This is a genomic window from Curtobacterium sp. A7_M15 (assembly GCF_030705415.1).
Lineage (GTDB): Bacteria > Actinomycetota > Actinomycetes > Actinomycetales > Microbacteriaceae > Curtobacterium.
Window position 1 is genome coordinate 1 of the sequence record NZ_JAUZED010000042.1, and the last position, 11,832, is coordinate 11,832.

At 72.6% G+C, this 11,832-nt stretch carries 12 protein-coding genes; 6 read left to right on the forward strand and 6 right to left on the reverse strand.

Features of this window, described 5'->3' with window-relative positions; all coding sequences use genetic code 11:
- Positions 1 to 60 precede the first annotated feature (60 nt).
- Complete coding sequence (locus Q7F20_RS09515) at positions 61 to 627, reverse strand: GNAT family N-acetyltransferase (RefSeq protein WP_305739857.1); 567 nt, start codon at positions 625 to 627, stop codon at positions 61 to 63.
- A 41-nt stretch (positions 628 to 668) separates the two neighbouring features.
- Positions 669 to 1,541, reverse strand: coding sequence for a VOC family protein (locus Q7F20_RS09520; protein WP_305739858.1), 873 nt, complete (start codon positions 1,539 to 1,541; stop codon positions 669 to 671).
- A gap of 112 nt (positions 1,542 to 1,653) precedes the next feature.
- On the opposite strand from Q7F20_RS09520, the gene Q7F20_RS09525 reads away from it, so the two are divergent.
- The 3 genes from Q7F20_RS09525 to Q7F20_RS09535 all read left to right on the forward strand — a co-directional run bounded on the left by Q7F20_RS09525 (position 1,654) and on the right by Q7F20_RS09535 (position 3,717).
- The gene (locus tag Q7F20_RS09525) at positions 1,654 to 2,178 is read left to right on the forward strand and encodes a hypothetical protein (protein ID WP_305739859.1); all 525 of its coding nucleotides are present in this window, start codon (positions 1,654 to 1,656) and stop codon (positions 2,176 to 2,178) included.
- Positions 2,175 to 2,792 (forward strand): signal peptidase I, encoded by a 618-nt coding sequence (gene lepB / locus Q7F20_RS09530; RefSeq protein ID WP_305739860.1) that lies wholly within the window; start codon positions 2,175 to 2,177, stop codon positions 2,790 to 2,792. The genes Q7F20_RS09525 and lepB overlap by 4 nt, the downstream gene beginning before the upstream one ends.
- 109 nt (positions 2,793 to 2,901) lie before the next feature.
- Positions 2,902 to 3,717, forward strand: a complete 816-nt coding sequence (locus Q7F20_RS09535) for an AraC family transcriptional regulator (RefSeq protein ID WP_305739861.1) — start codon at positions 2,902 to 2,904, stop codon at positions 3,715 to 3,717.
- 60 nt (positions 3,718 to 3,777) lie between these two features.
- On the opposite strand, the gene Q7F20_RS09540 is transcribed toward Q7F20_RS09535, so the two are convergent.
- Positions 3,778 to 4,101: a hypothetical protein gene (locus Q7F20_RS09540; RefSeq protein ID WP_305739862.1), complete on the reverse strand. Its 324-nt coding sequence runs from the start codon at positions 4,099 to 4,101 to the stop codon at positions 3,778 to 3,780.
- Between the two features lie 66 nt (positions 4,102 to 4,167).
- Between Q7F20_RS09540 and Q7F20_RS09545 the strand changes: the two genes are divergently transcribed.
- A complete protein-coding gene (locus Q7F20_RS09545) occupies positions 4,168 to 5,361 on the forward strand; it encodes a PP2C family protein-serine/threonine phosphatase (RefSeq protein WP_305739863.1) in 1,194 nt (397 codons plus the stop codon).
- Between the two features lie 352 nt (positions 5,362 to 5,713).
- Here Q7F20_RS09545 and Q7F20_RS09550 read toward each other — a convergent pair whose 3' ends face one another.
- Positions 5,714 to 6,583: a phosphoribosylaminoimidazolesuccinocarboxamide synthase gene (locus Q7F20_RS09550; protein ID WP_305739864.1), complete on the reverse strand. Its 870-nt coding sequence runs from the start codon at positions 6,581 to 6,583 to the stop codon at positions 5,714 to 5,716.
- The gene (gene purD / locus Q7F20_RS09555) at positions 6,580 to 7,848 is read right to left on the reverse strand and encodes a phosphoribosylamine--glycine ligase (RefSeq protein ID WP_305739865.1); all 1,269 of its coding nucleotides are present in this window, start codon (positions 7,846 to 7,848) and stop codon (positions 6,580 to 6,582) included. The genes Q7F20_RS09550 and purD overlap by 4 nt, the downstream gene beginning before the upstream one ends.
- A gap of 57 nt (positions 7,849 to 7,905) precedes the next feature.
- Here purD and Q7F20_RS09560 point away from each other — a divergent pair, with 57 nt between their 5' ends.
- On the forward strand, positions 7,906 to 8,268 hold the full coding sequence (locus Q7F20_RS09560; RefSeq protein WP_305739866.1) for a sterol carrier family protein: 363 nt from the start codon (positions 7,906 to 7,908) through the stop codon (positions 8,266 to 8,268).
- Between the two features lie 436 nt (positions 8,269 to 8,704).
- On the opposite strand, the gene Q7F20_RS09565 is transcribed toward Q7F20_RS09560, so the two are convergent.
- Entirely contained in the window at positions 8,705 to 11,278 is a 2,574-nt protein-coding gene (locus Q7F20_RS09565; protein WP_305739867.1) for a LuxR family transcriptional regulator, read from the reverse strand.
- Positions 11,279 to 11,385: 107 nt separating this feature from the next.
- On the opposite strand from Q7F20_RS09565, the gene Q7F20_RS09570 reads away from it, so the two are divergent.
- Positions 11,386 to 11,781 (forward strand): hypothetical protein, encoded by a 396-nt coding sequence (locus Q7F20_RS09570; RefSeq protein ID WP_305739868.1) that lies wholly within the window; start codon positions 11,386 to 11,388, stop codon positions 11,779 to 11,781.
- The last annotated feature ends 51 nt before the right edge of the window (positions 11,782 to 11,832 follow it).

Below are 11,832 nucleotides of genomic sequence, written 5' to 3' on the forward strand. Positions count from 1 at the left end.
GCGGGTCCGACCCGCACCGCGCCTCCCGTCCGTGGTCCCGTCCTCGACCCGCTGGACCCGCTAGACCTGCTGGCCGTTGAGCCAGATCGGACCCGCCGGCCAGTCCTCCAGCCGCTCGGCGACGGGCAGCACCATCCAGCCGCCCTGGTCCGTCATCGGCAGCCCGGCCCCCTCGGCCGTGAAGGCCGTGTAGTCCGCCACGACGTCGTCGAACACGTGCCAGCCGAGCTTCGCGTAGAACGGCACCCGGTTCTCGCCCGCACCGAGGAACCCGTACGGCACCGCGAGCCCCTCGAGCACGGCGTGTGCACGTTCCATGAGGTCGCGGCCCTTGCCGGTGCCCTGCAGCCGGGGCGACACCGCGACCAGGCCGGTGTCGCCGACGAGCACGTCCCGGCCGCCGACCGTGATGAACATCCGGCGGATCCCGACGTGCGCGAGGACGACGTCGTCGGCGTCACGGGCGAGCACGCGCCGTTCGGGCTGCATGCCCGCCCAGCTGCGGCCGCCCACGTACCAGTGCGACCAGTCGGGGAACGCCTGCCCCAGGAGCGCTGCGATCGCCTCGTGGTCGGGGAGCGACAGCGTGCTCTCCTCGACCACCTCCCACCGGATGTCCTCAGTCACGGGTCCATCCTGCCGGACACCGTCCGTCCCGGTGTGACCGGTCAGCCGCGCCCCGGCGTCGTGACCTCGATGCGGTTCGCCCACGGGTCCTCGAAGGCCACCGTCCGGCCGTCGTCCGCCGACTGCACGCCGGAGTCCCGCATCCGTGACACCAGGGCGCCGAGGTCGTCGGCGTCGGGGACCTCGATCCGGACGAGGCCGAGTCCGAGTCCGAGCTGGCGTCGTCCGGCCCCGCGCGAGTTCCACGTGTTCATCGCCATGTGGTGGTGGTACCCGCCGGCGCTGACGAAGAGCGCCTGGTCGCCCATCGCGGCCGTCGTGTCGAAGCCGAGCCGGTCCACGTAGAAGGAGCGGGCGGTGGCGACGTCGCCGACGGACAGGTGCACGTGGCCGACGCGTCCCGGACGCGCGGAGGCGCCGGACAGCGCGTCCTCGGTCAGGTTCTCACGCAGGAACTCGTTCGGGTCGACGAAGATCGTGGCCATGTCGACCATGCCGTGCGTCCAGGACCACTCGGTCCGATCGCGGTCCCAGTACAGCTCGACGCCGTTGCCCTCGGGGTCGGTGAAGTAGAAGGCGTTGCTGACGAGGTGGTCGGCGCTGCCCGTGAAGGTCTGCGGCCAGCGGCTCGCGACGGAGTACAGCGCGGCCGCGAGGTCGGCCTTCGTGTCGAACAGGATCGCGGTGTGGAAGAGACCGGCCTCGTGCGGGGCGGCGTGCTGCATCGACGGCGCGTGCTCGAGGATGACGATCGGCGTCGTGCCCCGTCCGAGCACCGCCACACCGTTCTCGTTCGACAGCAGCGAGAGCAGCACGCCGTCGCGGTAGTAGCCGATCATCCGGTCGAGGTCGGCGACCCGGAGCGTCACGGCGCCCATCGAGGTGTCGGCGGCGAGGAGCTGCTGCGTGGTCATGCCACCAGTGTGCGCCCATTTGGTTGACGCGTCAACCAAATGGGCGATCGGTTGCCATCGCACTCGGTGTGCTGTCGGCGGCGCCGCGCACGTCCGGGCCAAGATGGGGGGGATGCCCCGCTCGCGACCGGATCCCCGTGCTCTGCCGATCGACCAGGTGCGCGACCGGATGTCCTCGTACATCTACGGCAACATCACCGTGCTGGCGGCGGCGATCGCGGTGGACCCCGCCGCGATCCACCACGGTTCCGCGGTCTGGGCGGTCCTCGGCACCGCGGTGCTCACGTACCTCGCGCACGTGCTCTCGCACCTGGTCGCGCACGGGCTCGGGGACGACGGGGCGTCCGACGACGCCCGTCGTGAGTCCGTGCGCACCATCGTGCGCGGCGCGAACCCCATCGCCACGTCCGGCCTCATCCCCGCGGTGCTCTACGCCGTCGCGTGGATCGGCTGGTTGCCCGCGTCCTGGGCGCAGACGGCCGCGCTCGTCATCCTCGTGGTCCGCATCGGCATGGTCGGTGTCTTCATGCAGCGGTTCAGTGGCCGGCGGCCGACGTTCCTCGGACTCTGGGGCGGCATAGTGCTCGCCGCGATCGCCTTCGTCATCGGGTTCGTCAAGGTGGTGCTGACGCATTGAGCGACCACGCCGTCCCCGCGCCCCGCAGACGAGCCGGCTGGAAGTTCCTGCGTGACCTCGCGATCATCGTGGTCGCCGCGCTGCTCGCGTCCTTCCTGGTGAAGTCGTACCTCGTCCGGTCGTTCTTCATCCCCTCGCCGTCGATGGAGAACACGCTCCTGATCGGCGACCGGGTGCTGGTCAACGAGCTCGTCCCGGGGGTCGTGCCGGTCCAGCGCGGCGTCGTCGTCGTGTTCCAGGACCCGGGCGGCTGGCTCGGGCCGGCGCAGGGCGAGGACCTGATCAAGCGCGTGATCGGTCTGCCCGGCGACACCGTCTCGTGCTGCGACGCGCAGGGACGCCTGTCGGTGAACGACCACGCGGTCGACGAGTCGTACGTCGTCCTGCAGCCCGGTTCCGACCGGGTCGCGCGGACCGACTTCTCGGTGACCGTTCCGGCGGGCCGGCTCTGGGTGATGGGCGACAACCGGTACGACTCCGCCGACTCCAGGATGCACGGGACCGTGCCCGTGTCGGACGTCGTCGGCCGGGCGTTCATCACGACGTGGCCGGTGTCGAGGTGGTCGGTGCTGTCACGCCACGGCGAGGTCTGGGACGCAGTCCCGGACCCGTGACCGCACACCGGTGCGCGCCGCGGACGGGGGTGTCGCCCGTGCCGCCCGGCCACGGTAGCGTCGTGAGGCTTGCCGGACCCGGCACGCGGATCGTCGAACGGAGGGTGGCGTGACGTCCTCCGAGCAGTCGTTCGACTACCGCTCCGGCGGTGACGAGCACGTCTCCCTCCGGCTGATCCGCACCGACGGGCCACAGGCCGGGACGATCGGACCCCGTCCCGACCACGTCGTCTTCGTGCTCGCGGACGGCCGGACGTGCCTCACCGCGGACGACGGCAGCACGTGGGAGGTCGGGCCAGGGCGACCGATGATGCTGTCGGCGCCGGTCGCCTACGCGTTCGACACCGACGCGACCGCGATGACCCTCCTGCACATCGCCCCCGCGATGCTCGGCGACGCCGAGGAACCGTCCGAGTTCGTCCAACCGGACGCCGACGACCCCGGCGTCGAGCCGCTGCTGACCCTGCTGCGCGAGGTGACGGATCGCATCCTCGACCCGGACCTCGACGCCGCCGAGCGGACGGCGCTGGACCAGCGGGTGGCCACGGTGGTGCTCTCGACGTTCACCCGGTCCCGGTCGGACGTCGAGCACCGGCTCCGGCGTGCCATCCGTTTCGTGCACGACCACGTCGCCGAGGAGCTCGAGGTCGCGGACATCGCGGCCGCCGCGGAGCTCAGCGAGCGAGGCCTGCAGGACCTGTTCCGCCGTCGCCTCGCCGTGACGCCGATGCGGTACCTCCGCGAGGTCCGTCTCGATCGCGTGCACCTCGAACTCACGTCCCGTCGGGGCGGGATCGTCACGGTCCGCGACATCGCGCGGCACTGGCGCTTCACCCACCTCGGCCGGTTCGCGGCGTCCTACCGGCAGCGGTTCGGCGAGAGTCCGCGGGACACGCTCCGACGGTCGGGGCGGACCGAGGGATGACCGGCCGGACCCGTCCGGGAGGCGCGATGCGGGTCCGACCCGCACCGCGCCTCCTGGACGTCAGCAGCCGGTCGTCGTCAACGTGACCGACGCGACCTCGCCGTTCGACACGGTCGTCTCCTGCGGGCAGAGCTCGTTCGCGCGGACTGTCACCTTGCCCAGCGGCACACCGGCGAAGTCAGCCGTGCCGCCGGGGAACACCCGCTGGTGCTCGGAGAGCTTGCCCGTCGTGGCCGTGAAGACCTTCACCTCGTAGGGGTGGTCGGCGGCGTTGGCCGACACGCTCACCGAGAGCTGTCCGGTCGAGTCGTGCGCGCCGCAGCCGGCGAGCGTCAGGACCGCGGCGAGGCCGACGACGAACACGGGGACGACGCGACGGAACACGTCGTCCAGGGTACGTCCTCCGTTCTGGGGACGGTCACTGTCCGGTAGGCGCGTTAGCGTGGGTGCATGCACCACGACCCCGTCGTCACCGACCGTTCCGCTCCGGACGCCGTCCGGCGGGCGGCGCTCCTCGCGGCACTGGACGTGGTCGAGGGCGGGCCCGAGGAGCGCTTCGAACGCATCACGCGGATCGCGCGCGAGGCGTTCGGCGTCACCGGGTCGTTCCTCAACCTCGCGGGGGAGTCCGAGGTGTTCATCAAGTCGCAGCAGAGCGACACCGTGTTCGGCCCGACGATCCCGCTGCTGGACACCTTCTGCGGCCGGACGCTCGCGGTGGACGGGCCGGTGGTGGTCCCGGACGCCCGCGCCGACGTCCGGTACTCCGACATGCCGATGGTCGTCGACGACCCGAACGTGCGGTTCTACGCCGGGGTGCCCCTCCGCGCGGGCGACGACGACGTCAAGGTCGGCACGCTCTGCCTCATCGACCCGTCGCCGCGCACGCTCGGTGACGACGACCTGGCCCTGCTGCAGGAGCTCGGCGTGTGGGCGGAGCGCGAGCTCGCCGCCGGCGCCGACGAGGACCGTCTCCGTTCGGTGCTCGCCGGGCTCGAACCCGCCGACGTCGCCCTGCCCGGGTACCGGGTCGGTGGCATGTCCAGGCCGCACGGGCTCGTGTCCGGCGACTTCCACGACTGGCACGTCGACGGCGACACGCTCTCGCTGACGGTCGCCGACGTCATGGGCAAGGGGATGTCCGCCGGGCTCCTCGCCGCGACCATCCGCGGTGCCCTGCTCGCCCGGGGAACGTCCTCGTCCCGTGACGCCGTCGCAGCGCTCGAGGCACAGGTCGCGCCGGACCTCGGCCGCGCCGAGTCGTTCGCGACGCTGTTCCACGGACGCCTGACCACCGCGACCGGGCGGATGGAGTTCACCGACGCAGGCCACGGCCTCGTGCTGCACCTGCACGCGGACGGCACCGAGACCGTGCTGCGCTCGTACGACCTGCCGATCGGGCTGCACCCGGTCGGCGCCACGCGGGTCACCGGGACGCTCGAGCTGGAGCGCGGGGACGTCCTCATCGTCGTGAGTGACGGCGCGCTCGAGCTGTGGGACTCCACGCTCGCGTCGCTCGGGGCGCTCGGGGCGATGTGGCGGGACGCGCCGGAGCTCGACGTGTTCCTCGGGCGGGTCCGGGCGCGGGCGCTGACGCACGACCCGGGGGACGACCTGACGGTCGTCGTGGTCGCGCGCGACTGACGCGGGGCGGCCCGGGCCGGGCGGGCGGGCCGGTCGGGACGGGCCGGTCGGGACGCCGAGAGGGCATTTCCTGTCGCGCTCGGCGCCGTCCGGCGGCACTTCGTGCCCCCTCGGCGGACGTGAGCGGCGTGTTGTGCGCTCTCGGGGCGGCGCGGGTGCGTTCGGGCCTGGAGGCGCGGGTCGGCCCGGCACCGCGCCTCCCGTCCGTCGGTCGCGCGCGTGGAGCGCCGAGAGGGCATTTTCTGTCGCGCTCGGCGCGGGCGAGCGGCACTTCGTGCCCCCTCGGCGGACGTGAGCGACGTGTCGTGCTCTCTCGCGGGGCGTGCGGCCCAACGCGGGGCCGCGCCGGCCGTTACGCGCCCAGGCGCTCGATCAGCTCGCGGTAGCGCTGGGCCGTCCGCTCCACGATCGCCTCGGGCAGCACCGGCGGCGTCCCCTGCCGGTCCCAGTTCGCGCTGAGCCAGTCCCGCACGATCTGCTTGTCGAAGGACTCCGTGCGGTTCCCCGAGCGGGCGTCCCAGTAGCGGCTGGAGTCGCTCGTCAGGACTTCGTCCGCGATCCGGATCTGCCCCGACGCATCGCGCCCGAACTCGAACTTCGTGTCCGCGATGACGACCCCGCGGTCGAGGGCGATCGCCGCAGCCTCGGAGTAGACGCGGAGCGAGAGGTCCCGCAGCTGCGTCGCGACGTCCGACCCGACGAGGTCGACCGTCTGCTCGAACGAGATGTTCTCGTCGTGCTCGCCCTGCGGCGCCTTGTACGCCGGCGTGTAGATCGTTTCGGGCAGCCGGTCGCCGTTCGACAGCCCGGCGGGCAACGGGACACCGCAGACGCTGCCGGACTCCTGGTACTCCGCCCAGCCGCTGCCCACGAGGTACCCGCGCACGACGCACTCCACCGGGAACATCTCGAGCGGCATGACGTGCATGGACCGCGCGGCGACGGACTCCGGCACCGGGGTACCGCCCGCAGCGGGCGCGATGAGGTGGTTCGGAACGTCGGCCAGTCGGGTGAACCAGAAGCGCGACAGCCGGGTGAGGAGCTCGCCCTTGCCCGGGATCGGCGGCTCGAGCGCGAAGTCGTAGGCGCTCACCCGGTCGGACGCGACGAGGAGCAGTTCGGTGGCGCTGGCGACGTCCGGCGTGCCGGTCGGGACGTAGAGCTCGCGGACCTTGCCGGACGAGACGTGCTGCCAGCCGTCGAGGACGGGCGCCGCGCTCATCGGGCGACCTTCGCGGCGATGTCCGTGCGGAACTGTGCTCCTTCGAGCGTGATGTCGCCCAGGCCGGCGTAGGCGCGGTCGCGGGCCTCGGCGAAGGAGGACCCGGTGGCGACGACGCTCAGCACGCGGCCACCGGTCGCGACGAGTTCGTCGTCGAGGACCCCGGTGGCGGCGTGCGCGACGGAGACGCCCGGACGCGCGTTCGCCTGGTCGATCCCGGTGATCGGTCGACCGGTCTGCGGGTTCTCCGGGTAGCCCTCGCTCGCGAGCACGACCGTCACGGCGACGTCGTCGCGGAACTCCGGCGCCGGGGTGCCCCCGAGCTGCCCGGTGGCCGCGGCGAGCATGAGTCCGCTCAGCGGGGTCGCCAGGCGGGGGAGGACGACCTGGGTCTCCGGGTCGCCGAAACGCGCGTTGAACTCGATGACCCGGACGCCCTGCTCGGTGACGATGAGTCCGCAGTACAGGAGGCCGACGAACGGCGTGCCCTCGTGCTCGAGCCGGCGGACGGTCGGGAGCGCGACCAGGTCGGTGACCTCGTCGACGAAGGCCTGCTCGGACGCCCAGCGGTCGGCGAGCCAGGGCAGCGGGGAGTACGCGCCCATGCCGCCCGTGTTCGGTCCGACGTCGCCGTCGCCCAGTCGCTTGTAGTCCTGTGCGGGGCTGAGCGGGCGGACGTCGTGCCCGTCGCTCAGGAAGAAGAGGGAGACCTCTTCGCCGTCGAGGAACTCCTCGACCACGACGTGGCCGTGCTGCAGCCAGTACGTGGCGTGGTCGATCGCGGCCTGGCGGTCCTCGGTCACGAGGACGCCCTTGCCGGCGGCGAGGCCGTCCGCCTTCACGACGTAGGGGGCGCCGAGCTCGTCGATCGCGGCGATGGCTTCATCGACGGTCCCGGCGTACACGGGGCGTCCGGTGGGCACGGCCGCCTCGGACATGATCCGCTTCGCGAAGGCCTTGGAGCCCTCGAGCTGCGCCGCGGCCTTGCTCGGACCGAACACCGGGATGCCCCTCGTCCGGACCGGGTCGGCGACACCGGCGATGAGCGGTGCCTCGGGCCCGACGACGACGAGTTCGACGCCGTTCTCGAGCGCGTACTCGGCGACGAGGGCGCCGTTCGTCGGGTCGATCGACACCGTCTCGACGTCGGCCGCGATGCCGGCGTTGCCGGGCGCTGCGGTGATGACGTGACCGGCCTGCTCAGCGAGGAGGGCCGTGATGATCGCGTGCTCGCGGGCACCGGAACCGAGGACGAGGATTCGCACCCGATCACCCTACCGATCCCGACTCGCCGGTTGCGATGCGACGGCTAGCCTGTGGACATGCCACCCAGGAGGATCGAGGACGCCGAGGGGCGCGGAGCGCTCGCCGCCGTACAGCAGGGGGCCACCGATCGGCCGACCCTGGCGACGGCCGTGCGGTGGACGTTGCAGCGCCTTGCCGAGGACGTCCCCGGCAACAGCGTCGAGGTGCGGGTCCCGCCGTTCGCAGCCGTCCAGGCGGTCCCGGGGCCTCGGCACACCCGCGGGACGCCGCCGAACGTCGTCGAGACGGACGCGGCGACGTGGCTCGCACTCGCCACCGGCGAGCTGCGGTGGGACGAGGCCGTCGCGCAGTCGCGCGTCAGCGCGTCCGGGTCGCGCGCGGACCTGACGGACTTCCTGCCGGTCCGGCTCGCCGGCTGACCCGTCCGCGACGGGCGACCGCGATCCGTCGCGGCGGCCCACCAGACGGTCGCCCGTGCGCGCACGCAGACGGTCGCCGGTGCGCGGACGCAGACGGTCGCCGATGCGCGGACCGCTGACGGGCCCGAGACGGTCGCGTGTGCCGGACGGGAGGAACGTCTCGCGCCCGCCCCGCGACTCCTGGTCCGTACGGCGCAGGTATACCTAGACGGACTCAGTGAATTAGGTAGGACCTACTGATGCGACGTCACGGACCGGGCGAATACCGTAGAAGTCGCCGGGATTCGGACCCGACCCGAACGGGTCCGAACCCGGCGACAGGGTCAAAGGTACGCGACATTCCGGACATCCTGTCAACCGTTCCGGCGAGTCGTGCTGCATTCCACAACGAACCTGCGCCTTCCGGCGGTGCGGCTGCGCCCGGAGGACTCGCCGATCAGAGCAGCTCGGCGAGCTCCGTGCGCGCGTGCAGGTCCCACTTCGTGAACACGCGCGACAGGTGCGCGTCGATCGTGCGCACGCTGAGTCCGAGCACCTCGGCGATGCGGCGGTTGCTCATGCCCTGAGCGGCGAGCTCCGCGACCTCGTACTCGCGGTTCGTCAGCGGTGGTTTCACCCGTCCGGCCGATACGGCCATCCCGTGCGACGCGAGGACGCCCTGCGCTGCGATGACGCGGGCGCGCTCGTCGGCGCGGACCGCCTCGGCGTACTCGACGATGGCGGCGGCGAGCGGTCCGTCGACCCGCGCGGCGGCGTCGCGCATCCGTTCGAGACTGCCCGCGGCGTCCCGCCCGTTCAGCATGTCGTTCGTGTAGTGCAGGGTCTGCGCGTACATGACGTGCGTCCACGACGCGCTCGCCGTGCCGCGCTCGATGATGTCGTCCGCGTGCCGGAGACCCGCCGGGTTGCCGAGCACCGCCTCGGTCCACGCGATCGTCACCGGGACCTGCTCACCGATGATCCGCATCGCGCGGAGCGGCGTCGACCGGGCGCGTTCGAGCGCCGCGGAGGCCTCTTCCGCGCGCCCGGCGTAGGCGTAGGACATCGCGAGCCGAGCCCAGGGGTACGCCGCGAACCCGCCGTGGTCGGCGACGTCGTACCGCTCGCAGGCGGCGGAGAACGCGGCGATGGCGTCCTCCCAACGCCGCTGACCGAGCGCGAGGTTGCCCTCGCCGATGAGCTCGAGCGTGAAGTCGTACTTCAGGTAGGGGCTCGCGCGACGGACGGGGACCTCGGTGATGAGGTCGGCGATGTCGCCCCGCCAGACCTGGAGCTGGTGCATCACGGAGACGATCTCGCCGACGCTCCAGGGGGCCTCCTCGAGGTGCTCGACGGCGGTGTCCAGGCACGCCTTGCCGAGCGCTGCCGCATCGTCCAGCCGGCCCTCGGTCGCGAGGGCCATCACCGCGCACGGCGCCAGGCAGAGGAACCCGAACGGCACGGTCGCCGCGTGCACGATGCCGGAGCGTTCCACTTCGGCGCGGACCTCGTCGAACCGGCCGCCCCAGCCCAGGTGGGCGAGTCGCAGCAGGCGGAGCCGTTCGACGGCGTCGCCGGAGACGAACCCGGTGGCGAGGTCGGTCAGGGCCACCGCCGCGAGGACGTCGTCGTCGTGGAACTGCCGGATGTTCGCGAGGGTCTCGCACGCCTCGATCACGGCCAGGTCGTCGACCTCGGACGGGGCGGTGCGGACCACGGCCCAGGCGGCCTCGGCGTCGGCGCGACCCGCCTCGCGGCCCGTGCTGTACGAGTGCGCGAGCGACCGCAGGCAGTGCGCCGCGACCCGCTCGTTCGGGCTGAGCGTGGTGCGGAGGGCTGCCGACGTGAGCGCGATCCCGCTCTCGTGCTCCTGCAGTCGGACGGCGACCTGGGCGGCGTCGAGCAGCTGCTCGACCGGGGGCAGCACACCGCACTCCAGCGACCACAGCGCCGCACGGAGCCGAGCGGCGGGCGGGGCCCCCTCGGGGCGATCGGTACGGAACGCGTTGGCCCGGGCGAACAGCGCCGTGCGTCGAGCGACCGGGACCAGGGCCCGGACGACCTCGCCGACGAGCGGGTGGGAGGGACGGACGACCGCGGCACCGTCGTCGAGCGAGTCGATCCGGACGAGGCCGAGTGCCACCACACGGTCGACGTCCCCGCCGCTGACGAGCCCGATCAGCCGCGCGAGGGGGATCGGGTCCGCGAGGGCGACGATGTCGACCACGTCGCGCAGGTCCTCCGGCAGCGAGCCGAGCTCGGTCCGGTACATGTCGGCGAGGCTGTTCGACGCCGTCACCCGGCCGCGCCAGTACCAGCCCGTTGCGGTCTGGTCGAGGGCACCGGAGGCGAGCGCCGAGCGGACGACCTCGCGGATGTAGAGCGGGTTGCCGGCCGTGGCGCGGTGCACCCGTTCCGCCGAGGCCGTCTCGAGCTGGGCTCCGAGCGCCTCGGCGACGAGCGAGGACGTCTCGTGCAGGTCGAGCGGCTCGAGGTCGATGCGCTCCAGCAGGTCGTCCTGCCAGAGGGCGCGCAGTGGTTCGGGGAGCGCGGTGAAGTCACGGCAGGTCAGCACGAGACGGGCGCCCTGCTCACGGACGAGCCACGCCACGTAGCGGGCGGAGATCGCGTCGAGGTGGTCGGCGTCGTCCACGCGCAGGAGGACGTCGCGGTCGGCGAGCTCCTCGCTCTCGCGCAGGCGCTGCTCGGCGCCACCGGCACCGACGAGCTCGGCGAGCGACCCGGGGAGCTCCCCGAAGCGCTCGGCGACCGCACCGAACGGCATCGAGCGGCTGGCGGCCACGGCGGTGATCGGCACGACGAGGGTTCGACCAGAGGCGTCTCGACCGGAGACGCGGTCGGTGACCCGCACCGCTGCCGAGCTCTTGCCGAGGCCCGGGGCGCCGACGAGCGCGACGCTCCATCGGTGCTCGGCGACGACCGAGACCGCCCGGTCCTCCTCGCGACGCTGGAGGATCGGCCAGCTGATCCTCGCGGGGACACGGGTGGCGCGCTTCGTCCGTTCGCGCATCTGCCGCACCTCCTCCCCGTGGATACCGATCGGTAGGGACCATCCTCTCCCGGATCGACCGGGCCGCACAGACCGGAGCACGTCCCACAGTGGGGGACAATGGGACCGTGAGCAACACCGATCGCCCCGACGAACGACCGGCTCCGGCGCCGAACGCCGTCTCCTCCTCCGACGAGGTGACGATCCGTCGCGCCCCGAAGTTCGGCGTCTTCATCGTGGGCGGTGCGGTGCTCGGCTTCATCGCGACGCTCATCGTGGTGTCGCTCACCATGGACATCGACCGCGGGGACACGCAGGAGACCGCGAGCTTCGGCAGCCTGGTGGGGTACTTCAGCCTGTGGGGCGTCACGATCGGCGCCTTCGTCGGCGCGGTGGTCGCCGTCGTCCTGGACCGCGTGTTCTCGCGCCGTGCGGCTCGCCTCACGGCGGAGCGCGTCGAGGTCGAGCTGCCGCCCGAGACGGTGGACGGCGAGATCGAGGACCACGGCGACCGGACGCCGTAGACGCGGTACGTGACGGACGGGAGGCGCGGTGCCAGCTGGCACCGCGCCTCC